The organism is Senegalimassilia faecalis, assembly GCF_004135645.1.
GTDB classification, from domain to species: Bacteria; Actinomycetota; Coriobacteriia; order Coriobacteriales; family Eggerthellaceae; genus Senegalimassilia; species Senegalimassilia faecalis.
The window spans coordinates 369,237-384,995 of sequence record NZ_SDPW01000001.1; the positions used below are offsets into that span (position 1 = coordinate 369,237).

Here is a 15,759-nt window from a genome sequence, read left to right on the forward strand (position 1 = left end):
GTTAAGCCACCGCCATCAAAGACTCTGCAAAGTACCAGGCAAAACCGAGCGCGGCAAGCACGCCCGAAACAATCCAGAAGCGCACGACGACCTTCGTCTCAGACCAGCCCTTCTTCTCGAAGTGGTGGTGCAGCGGCGCCATAAGGAAGATGCGCTTGTGGGTTTTCTTGTAGTAGAACACTTGGATCATGACCGACAGGGCCTCGGCCACGAACAGGCCACCGATGATAAGCACGACGAACTCCGTTTTCGTGAACACCGACAGGCAGCCCAGCGCCATGCCAAGCGCCAGCGAACCGGTGTCGCCCATGAAGATGTCGGCCGGGAACGAGTTGAACCACAGAAAGCCGATGCACGCGCCGGCCAGCGCAGCGGCGAAGATGGCGGAATCAAGCATGTCGGAGCGGTAGGCGATAGCCGCCATGACGATCATGACGATCATGACCGTGCCCGCCGCCAAGCCGTCGAGGCCGTCGGTGAGGTTCACGGCGTTGCACAAGCCCATGAGCAGGATGTCGACGAAGATGAGATAGAGCCACGGCACGGCAACCTGGCCGAAGTTCGTGGTGAGCACGCCTAGGTCGAACGTGTAGACAAACGGGATGTCCACCGTAGGCGCGATGCCCATGACGTTGACTGCCACCAGGCCGAACACCGTGGAGATGACGAACTGGCCCACCAGCTTCGCCTTCGGCGTAAGGCCCAGGCTGCGCTCTTTCACCACTTTCTCGGCGTCGTCGATAAGGCCAAGGCAGCCGGTAAGCACCGTGGCGATGAGCAGCGCGAACGTCTCAGGCGTGGGATGGCCCACCACCAGCGCCGTGAGGATGACGGCGATGAGCATGATGACGCCGCCCATGGTAGGCGTGCCCTGCTTCACCAGGTGGCTTTCGGGGCCATCGGCGCGCACCTGCTGGCCGATATGGCTTGATTTCAGGAACTTGATCCACGCGGGCATGAGCGCCATGGTCAGCACGATGGCCACCACGATGCCCACGAACACCAAAAACGTGGGATACGACTCGAAGATATGCAACATGACTACTTAACCAATCCTTCGACCACTCGAGTAAGGCCCATGAAGTGCGAGGCCTTCACCAGCACGGCGTCGCCCGGCGCAAGCTCGGGCGCGATGCTCGAAAGCGCTTCCTGCCAATCTGCAACGGTGACGATAGCGCCTGCCGGCATGCCGGCAGCCTGCGCGCCGGCGGCGATGCGCTGCGCAAGCTGGCCCACGCACACGAGGCTGTCCAGCTTGCAGCCGGCCGCGAACGCGCCCACCTCCTCGTGCAGCGCCGGGGCGAAATCGCCGAGCTCGCCCATGTCGCCGAGCACGGCGATGCGACGGCCCGAAACTTCCAGCGCGGCGAACGTGGAAAGCGATGCGCGCATGGAATCGGGGTTGGCGTTGTACGCGTCGTTGATCACCGTGACGCCCGCCGGCGTATGCAGCACCTCCTGGCGGCCCGACTCGGGCTGGGCTGCGCCAAGCGCGGCCGCCACCTGGTCGGCCGTCATGCCGGCGGCCAAGCCCACGGCCGCCGCCGAGCAGGCGTTCGACACGTTGTGCATGCCGCGCAGCTCAAGGGCGCACGGCACCGAAACCGGCGCGGGCATGCCGGCGAAGTTCGCGGCGTTCAGCGTGAAGCGCGGGCAGCCCTGCGCATCAAGCGCGATGTCGGTTGCCCACACGGCGGGAAGCGCGGCGTCGGCAGCGCTGAGGCTTTCGCGACGCGCGGCCGCCTCGGCCGAGCCGTCGTAGAGCACGCACGTGACGCCGTGCTCATCAAGTTGCGCAAGCTGACGCACGAGCGGCGTCATGTCGTTGGCGGCGTTCACGAAGGCCATGCCGCCTTCGGGCAGCGAAGCGAGCAGCTCCGCCTTCGCGGCCGCGATGTTTTCGCGGCTGCCCAAAAGCTCGATGTGGCTTTCGCCCACGTTCGTGACAAGGCCCCACTGCGGGCGCACGAACGCGCACAGCGCATCAAGCTGGTGCAGGCCGCGCATGCCCATCTCCACGACGACGTTGGCGGTGCCGGCATCTGCGGCAAGCACCGTGTTCGGCACGCCGAGCTCGTTGTTCTGGTTGCCGCGCGTTGCCACGACGCTGCCCGCGGCAGCCAGCACGTCGCGCACCAGGTTTTTCGTGGTGGTTTTGCCCGTGGAGCCGGTGATGCCGATGACGCGGCCGGCCAGGCAGGTGCGCCAGGCGCGGGCAAGCTGCGTGACGGCAGCGGCCGTGTCGGCCACCTCGATGACGCCGGCGCCCGCTTCGCGGCACGCGGCCGCAGCACTTTCGGAAAGCGCATGCTGCGCGAGCACGCACACGGCGCCGGCCGCAACGGCGGCAGCGGCGAAATCGTGCCCGTCGACGCGCTCGCCCGGCAGCGCCACGTACAGCGCGCCTTCGCTGACGGCGCGGGAATCCCACGTCAGGCTGGTGATGCACGCATGCTCATCGGCAGGTGCAACGGCAAACGAGCCGCCCACGGCGCGGGCGGCCTCAATCATCTGAAAACGCATAAATTACTCCGCAGCCCCTTCGCCGAATGCACGCTCAAGCTCCTCGCGGGCGACGACGCGGTCGTCGAACGACAGCACCTTGTCCCCCACCAGCTGATAGTCCTCGTGGCCCTTGCCGGCAACGAGGATGGAATCGCCGGGCTTGGCCAGCGAAATGGCGTGCGCGATGGCGGCGCGGCGGTCGGGTTGCACGTCGTAGCGGCCGGCGCCCTCGGTCATGCCCGCTAGAATGTCGTCGATGATGGCGCCGGGGTCTTCCGTGCGCGGGTTGTCCGACGTGACGACGGCGTGGTCGGCGGCAAGCGCCGCGCGGCCCATGATGGGACGCTTCGACGCGTCGCGGTCGCCGCCGCAGCCGAACACGCAGATGGTGCGGCCGGGCGTGAGCGCCATGATGGACCCAAGCGCCTTCTCAAGCGCGTCAGGCGTGTGCGCGTAGTCGACGAACACCGACACGCCGCCGTCGTGCGGCGTGTGGATGCGCTCGAGGCGGCCGGGAATCTGCGGGGCCTCGCGCAGCGCGTCGATGACCGTTTGCACCGGAAAGCCCAGCTGCAGGCCGATGGCGAACGCGCACATGATGTTCTCGACGTTGAACTTGCCTACAAGCGGGTGGTCGAATTCGCAATACGAGCCGCGCACGTTGAGCGTGACCGACGTGTGCGTGGGATAGTACGCCACGTCTTTCGGGTGGATTTGCGCCGAGCGGTCGAAACCGGTGGTGATGACGTTGTCGCCCGCCTCAGAGCAGCGGCGCAGCAACTCCTTGCCCCACTTGTCGTCGATGCAGATGACGCGACGGGCCGGATAATCTTTCCCGAACAGGCGCGCTTTGGCCTCGAAGTAGGCCTCGAACGTGTGGTGGTAGTCAAGATGGTCCTGCGTGAGGTTCGAGAACGCCGTGACGGCGAACTGCGAGCCAAACGTGCGCTCCAGGTCAAGCGCATGGCTGGACACTTCCATGGCCACCACGTCGCAGCGCGCGTCGCGCATGCGCGCAAGCAGGTGCTGCAGGTCGGGAGACTCGGGCGTGGTGTGGGCCGACTTCTCGTGAACGTCGCCGATGACGGTGCCCACGGTGCCGATGACGCCCGTGCGCTTGCCGGCCACGCGGGCGATGTGCTCCACCAGGTACGTGGTGGTGGTTTTGCCGTTCGTGCCCGTAACGCCCACCAGCTGCAGGTTGCGCGACGGATGGTCGTAGAAGTTCGCCGACACCTCGGCCATGGCCTTGCGCGTGTCGGACACCACCACTTCGGTGACGTCGGTGGCGTCGGCCAGGTACACCTTGCGCTGCACCACAAGCACCTTCGCGCCGTGGTCGATGGCGTCCTGGGCGTACGTGTGGCCGTCGGACGTGAAACCGACGATGCAGAAAAACGCGTCGCCGGGCTTTACCTGGTCGCTTCTGTAAGCGATACCCTCCACCACGTCGTCGGCGTTGCCGATGATGGTGCAGTCCATGCCTTCAAACAGTTCGGTGCAGGTCTTTCCCATATGGATACCTCACTCAGATGTAATGCCAAATCGGTCGATTGCTGAAGTCATTATATCCTTAAAGATTGGCGTGACGACGCGGTTCCCAGGAACCTCATTTGCGCCCACAAAGCACACCAATTTGCTTGACGAATCCGCCAAAAAGCCCGTGAACGCAAGGTTGTAGACGTTTTTGCGGTAGCCGCCGTTTTCCTCGTCGTAGATCTCAGCCGTTGACGTTTTGCCGGCCACGTTGTACCCGTCGATGGCCGCGAGCTTGCCCGTGCCGTCCGTGACGACGGTCTTGAGCATGGACTGCATGTCGCCGATGGCGTCTTTGTTCTCGATGACGTCCTCGGTTTCGTATACGGGCGTGTAGCCGCTTTGCGGCATGCTGAGCAGGAAGTGGGGCACGCACTCGACGCCGCTATTGACGATGGCGCCGTAAAAGCGCGTCATCTGCAGCGGCGTGACCGACACGCCCTGGCCGAACGACACGTTGTACGCCTGCACGGCCGACCACTGCTCAAGCGGGGCAAGCATGCCAAGCGCATCGGTGCCTTCCTCGCCTTCGCCGGGGTAATCGACGCCTGTAGTGGAGTGCAGATTGTACTTCACGATGTGGTTGTACAACTCGTCGAAGCCCATCTGCTCGGTGGCAAGCGAAATGCCGACGTTGGACGACTGGTCTAAGATCTCGCGCAGCGTGAACGTGGCGTCGCCGCGCTCGTGCGCGTCGGAGATGGTGTAGCCGTCGGCCGTGATGGACGCCGGGCAGAACAGCTCGGAATCGGGCGTGAGCGTGCCGGTTTCCAGGATGGCCATGGCGGAGACGGACTTGAAGATGGAGCCGGGCTCGAACAGGTCAGTGACACATTTCAGCTGCATGGCGCCTTCCTTGACCTCGCTGCGATCGGCGGGGTTGAACAGCGGCAGCGACGCCGCGGCGTATATCTCGCCTGTGGAGCCATCCATGAGCACGGCGCTGCCGGACGCGGCCTCAAGGTCTTTGCAGCCGTTCGTCAGGTATTCCTCCACGTCGCGCTGCAGGTTGATGTCGATGGACACGACGATGTCCTGGCCGTCGACGGCGTCGACCTGCTCGTGCACGCCGCCGGGAATGGCCTGGCCCGAGCGGCCGTATTCGGCCTCGTAGTAGCCCGGCGTGCCGGACAGCACGTCGTTGTACTGCTTCTCAAGGCCGCAGATACCGTAGTAGTATTCGCGGTTCTTGTCTTCGTCCACGCCGATGCTGCACGCGCCCACCACCTGGCCGGCCACCTGGCCGTTGGGATACTCGCGGCGGCTTTCCGTGACGAAATGGATGCCGGATTGGACGGTTTGCGCCTGTTCGCCGGCGTCTTTTGCGCGCACGTTCTCCTGCTTCTGCGCTTCGGCCACGCGCTCGGTCACGCGCGACTGCAGATCGTCGCCGACCGACGTGTCGGCCTTGCGCTTGATGACGGAGTAGCGCGTGTTGTTCGCCGTGACCTTCTCCAGGTAGTCCGAGGCCTGGCCGCCAAGGGAATCGGCAAGCAGCTGCGCGGTCATGTTGACATCGGTGACCTCGGTGGGGTCGACGTAGATGGTGGTGGCGTCGACGCTGGTGGCCAGCACCACGCCGTTGCGGTCGTAGATGGTGCCGCGGCGCGGCTCGATGGTCAGGTACGACGTGCGCTGGGCCTGCGCCTGCGCGGAGTAGTCGCCCGCCACGATGACCTGCAGGTACACCAGGCGAAGGAAGAAGACGGCCGCGAAGATGGCGAAGATGGCCAGCGGCCAGAACGCCCGGTTGCTGTCGAAGATGGCAAGCTTGCCCGCAATGCCGGCGGGAGCGGGCGCCTGATGCGTGCGGCGGCCGCGCGACGACTCGCGCGAGCTTGAAGCGCCGTGACGCCCGGAGCGCTGTGCGCTTCGGGCGTCGGATCGGCTTGCGTGTTGGCCCAGTGAACGGCCGGATGTGCTTGTTGTGCGGCGGCCGGCTTGGCGGTCGCGGTTGCCGCTGCTAGAGCGCGGCGGGCGCTGGTAGTTCGACATGCGGTTTTACTCCCCGGCGGTTGCGGCGGTCTCCACGCTGCGGGACAGGGAAAGCGACCCATCGTCGTTGGTGGACACCACGTCTTCGGGCATGGTGATGGTTCCCACTTCCGCAGGGGCTGCCATGCCGAGCTTCTCGGCCTGGCTGCGCACGCGGCTGGAATTGGAAAGCAGGCTCTGCGTCACCTCAAGCGACGAACCCGTGGCGCGGGCGTCGTCGATTTGGCTGGAGAGCTCCTGGGATTGCATGGACGTTGTCACCGTAGCGGCGGCAAGGCCTAGGCGGGCGAACGCCGCGCACGTGAGCACGATGAGCGCAACGGCCACAACCTTCAGGACGAGCGCGGGCGTGATGGCGGAGGCAGGAGCGGACGTGGTGCGGCTACGCTGACCGGGCACGACGGAGATGCGGGTGCGCGGGTGGCTTTCAGGCACGCGTTGCGGGTACAGGGAATAAGCGGGCTGCGCGCTCATGCTCCACCTCCTTTCATCGTTTAAGCTTCGTTTACGGTGGCACGATGCGCGAACGGTAACGTTCGGTTGTCGGTATGTCTTTCGGTTGCGTTACAGCTTTTCTGCAACGCGCAGCTTTGCGCTGCGTGCGCGCGGGTTGCGCGCGATCTCTTCGGCCGTCGGGGTGACCGGCTTTCGAGTGATGACCTTGAGTATCGGCTTTTTGCCGCACATGCACACCGGAAGATCGGGCGGGCACGTGCACCGGTTCGCAAAGCTTTGGAACATGTCCTTGACGATGCGGTCCTCAAGCGAGTGGTAGCTGATGACGCAGATGCGCCCGCCGGGATTCGCCCAGCGGATGGCGGCCTCCAAGCCGCGCTTGAGCACATCAAGCTCGCCGTTCACCTCGATGCGAAGCGCTTGGAACGTGCGCTTGGCGGGATGCCCGCCGGCGCGGCGCGCCGATGCCGGGATGGCCGCCTTGATGACGTCCACCAGCTGGGCGCTTGTTTCAAGCGGGGCCTTCTCGCGCGCGCGGACGATGAAGTCCGCGATGCGGCTTGCCCACTTCTCATCGGAGTAAGCGCGGATGATCCGGGTGAGGTCTGCTGCGTTGTAGGTGTTCACGACCTCTGCTGCGGTTAGGGTGTTTTTCCCCGGGTCCATCCTCATATCAAGCGGGCCGTCCTCCTTGAAGGAGAAGCCCCGTGATGGCGTGTCGATCTGAACGGAGGAGACGCCGATGTCGAACAGGAACGCGTCGACGCCGGGCACCTCTACGCTCAGAAGCGCTTCGTCCATGTTCCCGAAGTTGTTGCGCACCAGCTCCAGCTGCGGGCGCACCTCATCGGGAAGCGATCCGAGTTTGCGGCCGGCCGCGGCAAGCGCCACGTCGTCCTGATCGATCCCGATGAGCGTGCCGCCGCGCCCGATGCGCTGTGCAACTTCAAAGGAATGCCCTGCCCCGCCGAGCGTTGCGTCCACGAATGTCTGCTGCGGTTTAAGGTTCAAGTACTCGAGGCACTCGGGGAGCAGGACCGGTATGTGCTGAAACTCTTGGTTTGCCAATGCGCTCACGCCTTTCGATTAGCCGAACAACAAGCTCAAGTCGATGTCGTCGTCTTGCTCATCGAAGCGCTTTGCGTCCCAGATCTCGAAGTAGCCCGTGTTGCCCAAAACAACGACGTCCTTGTCGATGCCGACGGCGCCTCGCAGCTCGGCCGTGATGCCGATGCGGCCAGCGTTGTCGACGCTGACGTTGTTGGCGCGGCCTTTGAGCTTGCGGCGCAAACCGACGTGAAGCGCGTTCGTGGGATCGTATCCCCCGAACTTGCTTTCGAACACCGAGACGATCCAGTCTTCGAACGCTTGCGGCTCGAAGACGTAGAGGCACTCGTCCTTGGGGTTGCGGGTTACCACCAGGTCTGCCGAAAGGACCTTGCGAAACGCGGCGGGAAGAGACATGCGGCCTTTGGCGTCTACCTTGTGACGGTAGGAGCCGTTCATATCGACTGGTTTGTCGATGTCTTCCGCCATGCCTGCCTTTCGCTGCTTTTCACTTGCTCCGTTCGGTGTTTGGGATTCTACCCCACTTCATCCCACTTCGCAACATCTTGCGCCCCATTTTGGGCGGTTTCACACACCCGTTGACGACCTGTAACATGCCCGAATCATTCGGGAAATGGGTAGTTTTGGGGTGGGTTTCCATATGGTGCGGGGTCCAGGTTTTGAACCACAATATATAGATTTGTAATTCGGCGAAAAGGGGGTGGGATAAAGTGGGAAACCAATTGTGCGGATTCGGTGGCGTGGGGCAAAGTGGGGCGCGTGGGACGAAGTGGGAGAAGGTGCGCGGAAACCCGGCAAAGCGGCGCCGGCGCGCGAAGGCGGTTACCGGTGTTAACCGAGCAGCAAGCCGGTCAACACCGGTGGGAAACGGGTGCCAGCTTATGCGCGCGGGTGGGCGTGCAGGTATTCCTCGCGCAGGTGCGAGCGATCGATGTGCGTGTAGATCTGCGTGGTGGAGATGTCGGAGTGCCCGAGGATGTCTTGGATGACGCGCAGGTCCGCCCCGCCTTCAAGCATGTGCGTGGCGAACGAGTGGCGCAGCGTGTGCGGATGAAGGTTGTCCACCCCGATGGCGCGCCCGGCGCGGGCCACTACCTTGAACACGCTTTGGCGCGTAAGCCTGCCGCCGCGCGCGTTGAGGAACACCGCGTCGGTGGGCTTGGCGTAGGGCTTTTGCAACTGGGTGCGCGCGGTGTCGAGGTATGCGCGAAGCGCGCGGTCGGCCGCGCCCGATATCGGGGAGATGCGCTGCTTGTCGCCCTTGCCGGTGACCAGCAGATAGCCCTGATCAAGCAAAACGTCGGACACGTTTAAGCCCACCAGCTCGCTGACGCGCAGGCCGCAGCCGTAGAGCACCTCGAGCATGGCGAGGTCGCGCACACCGGCGGCCCCTTCGCCATCAAAGGCGTCGAACAGCTTGTTGACCTGGTCGATTGTAAGCACGTCGGGAAGGCGCTCCGGCGTTTTGGGAAGCGGCAGGGCCGCAGCGGGGTTTTCCTGCGTGTAGTCTTCGGCCACGCAAAACCGGTGAAAACCTTTCACCACCGAGATGCGCCTGGACACGGTGGAGGCGGCGAAACCGCACTCGAACAGGTGCGCTTCAAAGGCCACGATGTCGTCGCGCGTGATGGCCGACAGCCGCTCGATGTCGCGCGAGATGAGGAAGTCCTGGTACTTTTGCAGGTCGGCCTCATAGGCCTCGATGGTGCGCGGCGAGCTGCCGCGCTCGATGCGCAGGTAGGCGATGTACTCGGCGGACAGGTCCACGATATCGTCGGTGTCGATGGAGTCGTTCATGCCGACACGCCCTTCCCTTTCGCGATTGCTAGGCTTGCGCCGCACGCTAGCAGATGCGCGGCGCAGCGCCCATGATAACGCGGACGGGGCCGCCCTGCGCAGGCGGCCCCGTCATCTCAACATATTACGTAAACCGGTAACCGGATGGCCCCGAACACCGCGGTGCTACTGTTTGCGGTGCGCAAGCGACGCGGCCACGAAATCGCGGAACAGCGGGTGCGGGCGCGTGGGGCGGCTTTTGAACTCGGGGTGGCCCTGGCTTGCCACGAACCACGGGTGCTCGGGCAGCTCGATCATCTCGACAAGGCGCCCATCAGGCGAAACGCCGGAAATGGTAAGGCCCGCGTCCACAAGGCGGTCGCGGAAGGCGTTGTTCACCTCGTAGCGATGACGATGGCGCTCGTAGATGATTTCCTCGCCGTAGGCCGCATACGCCACCGAGCCGGGCGCAACCTTGCACGGATAGGCGCCCAGGCGCATGGTGCCGCCCTTTTCCTCGACGTCTTCCTGCTCGGGCATCAAATCGATGACCGGGTACTCGGCGTTTTCGTCGAACTCGGCCGACGTGGCGCCGGGCATGTCGGCCACGTCGCGCGCGTATTCGCACACCGCCGCCTGCATGCCCAGGCAGATGCCCAAAAACGGCACGTCGTGGGTGCGGGCGTAGCGAACGGCGCAGATCTTGCCCTCGAAGGCGCGCTGGCCGAAACCGCCGGGCACCAGGATGCCGTCCATGTGGCCGAGCACCTCTTCGACGTTGCGGTCGTTGAGGTCTTCGCCATCGATCAGATGCACGTTGGCGTGGCAGTTGTTGTGCACGCCGGCGTGGTAGAGCGCCTCGATGACCGACAGGTACGCATCGGGCAGGCTGACGTACTTGCCCACGATGGCGATGTCGCACTCGTGGTCGCAGTGCGCGGCGGCGTCAAGGAAGCTTCGCAGCGGCGTGAGGTCGATCTCGCGCTCGGGCAGGCCCAAGCGGGCAAGCACCTTCGTGTCGAACTGCTGGTCGTACAGGCCGAACGGCACCTCGTAGATAGACGGGCTGTCGGTGCAGGCAAGCACCTCTTCGGGACGCACGTCGCAGAACAGGGCGATCTTCTCGCGCACCTTGTCCGTGATCTCGTGGTCAGAACGGCACACGATGAAGTCGGGCTGCACGCCGATGGAGCGCAGCTCTTTGACGGAATGCTGCGTGGGCTTCGTCTTCACCTCGTGCGCGGCGGCGATGTAGGGCACAAGCGTCACGTGCACGAACAGCACGTCGCCGGGGGCCTTCTCCTTCTTGAACTGGCGTGCGGCCTCGATGAACGGCTGCGACTCGATGTCGCCGATGGTGCCGCCGATCTCCGAGATGACGATGTCGGCGCCCGACTGGTCGGCGATGCGGCGCAGGCGTTCCTTGATGGCCTCGGTGACGTGCGGGATGACCTGCACGGTGCCGCCGAGAAAGTCGCCGCGGCGCTCGCGCGCGATAAGGGTTTTGTAGATGGAGCCCTGCGTGAAGTTCGATTCGCGCGAGAGGTTCTCGTCGATGAATCGCTCGTAATGGCCCAGGTCAAGGTCGCCTTCATGGCCGTCTTCGGTCACGAACACCTCGCCATGCTGAAACGGGCTCATCGTGCCGGGGTCGACGTTTAGGTACGGGTCCATCTTCTGCATGGTCACCTTGTAGCCGCGCGCCTTGAGCAGATGCCCCAAAGATGCCGCGGTGATGCCCTTGCCCAGGGATGACACGACGCCGCCCGTCACGAAAATATGCTTGGCCATGGTTCTCCTTCGCGCTTGTGGTTGTGCTTCAACCGCCCTTTGCGCACCCGGCGAACACGCCCGCAGCACGCAAACGGCGAACTCCAAACGTTGGTCTATTGTACGCGCGGGGAAACACCCCCGCAGGCCCGCGCGGCGCGTTTTAACACAGCGGAAACGAAGCCGACACGCCGCGTTCATCCGCATTTCGCGTGTGGACTTGCGCCGGCCCTCGCGCCCGCGCGCGCGTGCTTTATACTGGTTCGGTTCAAGCGTATGTCATGGAAAGGGGTTGCGCCCATGCGCATCGGTTTCGATAACGACAAGTACCTGGCACTGCAGGCCGAGCATATTCGCGAGCGAATCGGCCAGTTCGGCGGCAAGCTGTACCTGGAATTCGGCGGAAAGCTGTTCGACGACTACCACGCCTCGCGCGTGCTTCCGGGTTTCCAGCCCGACAGCAAAATCCGCATGCTGCAGCAGATGGCCTCCGATGTTGAGATCATCATCGCCATCAACGCCAACGACATCGAGAAGAACAAGGTGCGCGGCGACTTGGGCATCACCTACGACGAGGACGTGCTGCGCCTGCTGGACATCTTCCGCACCATGGGCTTTGCCACGGCCGGCGTGGTGATCACGCGCTACGAGAACCAGCCCTCCGCGCAAGCGTTCCGCCATCGCCTGGAAAGCCTGGGCGTGAAAAGCTACCTGCACTACCCCATCGCCGGCTATCCGTACGACACGGCGCGCATCGTGTCGGCGGAAGGCTACGGCAAAAACGAGTTCGTGGAAACCACGCACCCGCTGGTGGTGGTAACGGCCCCCGGCCCCGGCTCGGGCAAGATGGCCACGTGCCTGTCGCAGCTGTACCACGAGCACGAGCGCGGCGTCGAGGCCGGCTACGCGAAGTACGAGACGTTCCCTATTTGGAACCTGCCGCTGAAGCACCCGGTGAACGTGGCGTACGAGGCGGCCACCGTGGACTTGGACGACGCGAACACCATCGACCCGTTCCACCTGGAGGCTTACGGCAAGACCACCGTCAACTACAACCGCGACGTTGAGATCTTCCCCGTGCTGAAGGCCATGATGGAGCGCATCCTGGGCACAAGCCCCTACCAGTCGCCCACCGATATGGGCGTGAACATGGCGGGCATGGCCATCGTCGACGACGAGGCGTGCCGCGAGGCGGCGAAAATGGAGATCGTGCGCCGCTACTTCCAGGCCGCCGTGGACGAGCGCCGCACGGGGCTTCACCACGAGTACGTCGAGCACCTGGAGCTGTTGATGAACCAGGTGGGCGTGGACACGAACTTCTCGCCCGCGCGTTCTGCGGCACTGCTGAAGGCCGAGGCCACCGGTGCGCCCGCCGGCGCCATGGTGCTGCCCGACGGCCGCGTGGTGACGGGCAAGACGTCCGATCTTCTGGGCGCAGCCTCCTCGCTGCTGATGAACGCGCTTAAGGGCGTGGCCGGCGTGGACGAGGACCTGTTCGTCATCTCCGACGAAGTCATCGAGCCCATCTGCGAGCTGAAAACCACCACGCTGCACTCGAAGAACCCGCGCCTGCACTCCGACGAGACGCTGCTGGCGCTTTCGGTGTCAAGCGCCACCGACCCGGTTGCCAAGCAGCTGGTAGACGCAGCCGATCAGCTGCGCGGCTGCGACGCGTTCTTCAGCGTCATCCTCTCGCCCACCGACGAGAAGCTCTACCGCACGCTGGGCATCAACATCTGCTGCGAGCCGAAATACGAGCAGCGCCGCTACTTCCACAAGTAACCCGCGCACTCGCACACCCACGCAACGCACAACGCCCCCGCCGGCACCAAGCCCGCGGGGGCGTTTCCTTTTCATCGAGCGACGGCCTACCGGCCCAGCTTGCCGGCAACTTTGCGGATGAGGGCGTTCACGAAGGCGGCTTCGGGGACGTTGAGTTTGCAGGCAGGCACGAACGTGACGGCAAGCGCCACCAGGCCACCAGCCACCACGTAGGCAAACGCCTGGCCGATCGAGCCGGACAGCGGCGCTGCGAACGCCTGCAGCGCCCACAGCGCGCCCGCACCCGCCAGAGCGCCTGCGCCGCCAAGCACCAGCGCGCACAGTACAGCACGCGCTATCGAACGCAGCCCCAGCCTGCCCATGGTGCGGCGCAGGTACGCGAAGACGCACACGTCGCCCACCAGGTAGAACACCGTCTCGGCAACGGCAATGCTTTCGATGGGGAACACATCGGGGCGCGAGGCGGCAATCATGGTCAGCACCACCTGCGCAGCGCCGGCCACGAAATTGAAGCCCGCGAACACGTGCATCTTGCGCATGGAGCTGCAGATCTTCTGCAGGTACGTGTTGATGGCGTAAAACGGCAAGCCCACGGCAAACACCGCCAGAAACGAGGCAATGGTGTGCACGCTGTCAAGCGAGAACGCGCCGGCGTGATACAGCATGACCAGCGGCAGGCTGAAAACGGCCAGGTACAGCGCGAACGGAATCATGAAGAACAGAATCTGGTTCGTGCCGCCCACGATGCCGCGTTTCATGCCCTCGACGTTGCCGTCGGCCTGCATGTCGGCAAGCTCCGTGAACATGGTGGTGGTGATGGGCACGGCCAAAAACGAGTACGGCAGCGTGAACCACAGGCGCGCGTAGGCAAGCACGCTTGGGCCGTTGTCGGCGAACGCGTACGACGCGGCGTTCTCCACGGACACCACCGCGAACGAGCAGATCATCACCAGCACGGCAGGAACGCCGATGCCCAGCGTCTCGCGCAGCGCCGGATCGCGCAGGTCGATGCGCGGGCGAATGCGGACGCCGTTGCGCTCGAGCGCCGGCAGCTGGATGGCCATCTGCACAAACACGCCCAGCGGATTGCCGACGGCAATGACGTACAGCGCCAGTTCCGGGTTGCTAGGCGCGATAAGCGCGTATCCCAGAAACGTGATGATGACGATGGCGTTGTTCGCAACAGGTGCAATGGCCGACCACAAGTAATCGCGATTGGCATTGAGTAACCCCGACACAATGGCCGAACACCCGTAGAACACAATTTGGATGGCGAAGAACTGGAAGAAGAACACCGCCTGCGTCATCTGCGACTGGTCGGAGTAGAAGCTTTGCGTGTAAATGACCAACGACGGGAACGCCATGCAGAACAGCGACAGCAGCCCCAGCAGCACCACGACAATGGTGAGCAGGTTTGACGCGTACTCGTTGCCGGCCTGCTGCCCCAGGCGCTTTTTCACTGAAACGTACACCGGCAGAAACGCGGTGACCAACATGCCGCCGACCACCAGTTCGTACAGCATGTTCGGCAGGTTGTTCGCCACCTGGTACGAGCTGGAAAGCAGCGTAGAGCCCAGCGCGAAGGCCATAGCCCACGTGCGTACGAAGCCCGTGATGCGCGAAACGATGGTGCAGACGCTGATAAGGGCGGCGTTTCCGCCGATTGAGGCCGTGGAACCTTCCTGCTGGGGGACTTGCGAAGATTCGCTTGCCGGGGACGCGGACTCAGCAGCCGAGCGTGTGTGTCGAGCTCGTGCGAGCTTATCTGACATGAACGTGCGCTTTCTCGTGTTGGATATAATGGCTCATCATAGCAAACCCGGAAAGAGGCCCCGCATGCACATCCTTATCGTGCGTAATAACTCCAACTCGCAGGCGCAAGACGCATCGCTTTTGCTGGTAACGTACCTGGCCACACAAGGAATCGACTACACCGTGGTCGACTCGTCGAAGTTGGCAAGCCCTCTGGCCGCACCCGAGCTTTCCGCGCTGTTCGACCACGGCGTGGACATGGCGGTTGCCCTTGGCGGCGACGGCACCATCCTGCGCACGGCGCGCCAGGTGGGATTTCACGGCACGCCCATCCTGGGCATCAACTACGGACGACTGGGCTTTCTAGCCAATCCGAACGAGTCAGGCGTCATGGAGCCGCTGACAGCCGCGCTTGCAGGCGACGCCACCGAAGAGGCGCGCACAAACCTGTCCATCCACGTGGTATGTGAAGGCGAAGCGGACCCGTTCAACGATGTTGAAGGAGACGACGCCGATGAACCGCGCGAGTTCTTCGCGCTGAACGAAGTGGCCGTGACGCGCGGGGCGAACGGTCGCATCATCGACTTCGGGCTGGACGTTTCAGGGTCGCACCTGGCCACGATGCGCGGCGACGGGCTGGTGGTGGCAAGTGCCACCGGTTCGACGGCCTATGCGCTTTCGGCCGGCGGACCTTTGGTGGCGCCCGGATTCACCGGCTTGGTGGCCGTGCCCATCGCGCCGCACACGCTGCATTCGCGCGCCGTGGTAACAAGCCCGTCCGACGTCATAGAGATGGACTTGTCCGAAAACGCTGACGGCCGCGACGCCACGCTGTTCATCGACGGTGAATTGGTGGAGCTTGACCGACCGCTTCGCCGCCTGTACGTGCGCCGCGGGCCCGTTGCCACCACCCTGTTGCGCTACAAAGACGAAGGCTTCTACAATCACGCCGCGAAAGTATTCTTCTAGATGGTTCCGCTTGCCTGACGGCAAGCGGATTTACTCGACGCTGTGCGGGCCCCAGGCACGCCGCCTTGCCCCTTGTGCAGCATACGGCGCGTACCACAATATGCCTGATGCTGCGGCAGGGCAATTCGACGCACCTGAGGCCCGCTCGCT

At 64.0% G+C, this 15,759-nt stretch carries 12 protein-coding genes; 2 read left to right on the top strand and 10 right to left on the bottom strand.

The window, feature by feature from the left end:
- Window position 1: 1 nt before the first annotated feature.
- The 9 genes from mraY to ET524_RS01650 all read right to left on the bottom strand — a co-directional run bounded on the left by mraY (window position 2) and on the right by ET524_RS01650 (window position 11,127).
- The gene (mraY, locus tag ET524_RS01610) at window positions 2-1,039 is read right to left on the bottom strand and encodes a phospho-N-acetylmuramoyl-pentapeptide-transferase (RefSeq protein ID WP_129423062.1); all 1,038 of its coding nucleotides are present in this window, start codon (window positions 1,037-1,039) and stop codon (window positions 2-4) included.
- 2 nt (window positions 1,040-1,041) lie between these two features.
- Entirely contained in the window at window positions 1,042-2,523 is a 1,482-nt protein-coding gene (locus ET524_RS01615; RefSeq protein ID WP_129423063.1) for a UDP-N-acetylmuramoyl-tripeptide--D-alanyl-D-alanine ligase, read from the bottom strand.
- A 3-nt stretch (window positions 2,524-2,526) separates the two neighbouring features.
- The gene (locus ET524_RS01620; RefSeq protein WP_129423064.1) at window positions 2,527-4,020 is read right to left on the bottom strand and encodes a UDP-N-acetylmuramoyl-L-alanyl-D-glutamate--2,6-diaminopimelate ligase; all 1,494 of its coding nucleotides are present in this window, start codon (window positions 4,018-4,020) and stop codon (window positions 2,527-2,529) included.
- 9 nt (window positions 4,021-4,029) lie between these two features.
- Window positions 4,030-6,036 carry a peptidoglycan D,D-transpeptidase FtsI family protein gene (locus ET524_RS01625; protein WP_129423065.1) on the bottom strand — a complete coding sequence of 669 codons (2,007 nt, stop codon included), beginning with the start codon at window positions 6,034-6,036 and terminating at the stop codon, window positions 4,030-4,032.
- 6 nt (window positions 6,037-6,042) lie between these two features.
- On the bottom strand, window positions 6,043-6,510 hold the full coding sequence (locus tag ET524_RS01630; RefSeq protein WP_129423066.1) for an FtsB/FtsL family cell division protein: 468 nt from the start codon (window positions 6,508-6,510) through the stop codon (window positions 6,043-6,045).
- Between the two features lie 90 nt (window positions 6,511-6,600).
- A complete protein-coding gene (gene rsmH, locus ET524_RS01635) occupies window positions 6,601-7,560 on the bottom strand; it encodes a 16S rRNA (cytosine(1402)-N(4))-methyltransferase RsmH (RefSeq protein ID WP_236648230.1) in 960 nt (319 codons plus the stop codon).
- 18 nt (window positions 7,561-7,578) lie between these two features.
- Entirely contained in the window at window positions 7,579-8,028 is a 450-nt protein-coding gene (locus ET524_RS01640) for a division/cell wall cluster transcriptional repressor MraZ (protein WP_129423068.1), read from the bottom strand.
- Between the two features lie 411 nt (window positions 8,029-8,439).
- Window positions 8,440-9,357 carry a site-specific tyrosine recombinase XerD gene (xerD, locus tag ET524_RS01645; RefSeq protein WP_201738599.1) on the bottom strand — a complete coding sequence of 306 codons (918 nt, stop codon included), beginning with the start codon at window positions 9,355-9,357 and terminating at the stop codon, window positions 8,440-8,442.
- Window positions 9,358-9,522: 165 nt separating this feature from the next.
- On the bottom strand, window positions 9,523-11,127 hold the full coding sequence (locus ET524_RS01650; protein ID WP_129423069.1) for a CTP synthase: 1,605 nt from the start codon (window positions 11,125-11,127) through the stop codon (window positions 9,523-9,525).
- 279 nt (window positions 11,128-11,406) lie between these two features.
- Here ET524_RS01650 and ET524_RS01655 point away from each other — a divergent pair, with 279 nt between their 5' ends.
- On the top strand, window positions 11,407-12,888 hold the full coding sequence (locus ET524_RS01655) for a DUF1846 domain-containing protein (protein WP_129423070.1): 1,482 nt from the start codon (window positions 11,407-11,409) through the stop codon (window positions 12,886-12,888).
- Window positions 12,889-12,974: 86 nt separating this feature from the next.
- Here ET524_RS01655 and murJ read toward each other — a convergent pair whose 3' ends face one another.
- Window positions 12,975-14,660, bottom strand: coding sequence for a murein biosynthesis integral membrane protein MurJ (gene murJ / locus ET524_RS01660; protein WP_129423071.1), 1,686 nt, complete (start codon window positions 14,658-14,660; stop codon window positions 12,975-12,977).
- A 64-nt stretch (window positions 14,661-14,724) separates the two neighbouring features.
- On the opposite strand from murJ, the gene ET524_RS01665 reads away from it, so the two are divergent.
- The gene (locus ET524_RS01665) at window positions 14,725-15,609 is read left to right on the top strand and encodes an NAD(+)/NADH kinase (RefSeq protein ID WP_129423072.1); all 885 of its coding nucleotides are present in this window, start codon (window positions 14,725-14,727) and stop codon (window positions 15,607-15,609) included.
- The last annotated feature ends 150 nt before the right edge of the window (window positions 15,610-15,759 follow it).

Excerpts from the sequence above, each read along its gene's own strand:
- mraY (WP_129423062.1), bottom strand. The coding sequence starts at position 1,039 with ATGTTGCATATCTTCGAGTCGTATCCCACGTTTTTGGTGTTCGTGGGC.
- ET524_RS01615 (WP_129423063.1), bottom strand. The coding sequence starts at position 2,523 with ATGCGTTTTCAGATGATTGAGGCCGCCCGCGCCGTGGGCGGCTCGTTT.
- ET524_RS01620 (WP_129423064.1), bottom strand. The coding sequence starts at position 4,020 with ATGGGAAAGACCTGCACCGAACTGTTTGAAGGCATGGACTGCACCATC.
- ET524_RS01625 (WP_129423065.1), bottom strand. The coding sequence starts at position 6,036 with ATGTCGAACTACCAGCGCCCGCCGCGCTCTAGCAGCGGCAACCGCGAC.
- ET524_RS01630 (WP_129423066.1), bottom strand. The coding sequence starts at position 6,510 with ATGAGCGCGCAGCCCGCTTATTCCCTGTACCCGCAACGCGTGCCTGAA.
- ET524_RS01640 (WP_129423068.1), bottom strand. The coding sequence starts at position 8,028 with ATGGCGGAAGACATCGACAAACCAGTCGATATGAACGGCTCCTACCGT.
- xerD (WP_201738599.1), bottom strand. The coding sequence starts at position 9,357 with ATGAACGACTCCATCGACACCGACGATATCGTGGACCTGTCCGCCGAG.
- ET524_RS01650 (WP_129423069.1), bottom strand. The coding sequence starts at position 11,127 with ATGGCCAAGCATATTTTCGTGACGGGCGGCGTCGTGTCATCCCTGGGC.
- ET524_RS01655 (WP_129423070.1), top strand. The coding sequence starts at position 11,407 with ATGCGCATCGGTTTCGATAACGACAAGTACCTGGCACTGCAGGCCGAG.
- murJ (WP_129423071.1), bottom strand. The coding sequence starts at position 14,660 with ATGTCAGATAAGCTCGCACGAGCTCGACACACACGCTCGGCTGCTGAG.
- ET524_RS01665 (WP_129423072.1), top strand. The coding sequence starts at position 14,725 with ATGCACATCCTTATCGTGCGTAATAACTCCAACTCGCAGGCGCAAGAC.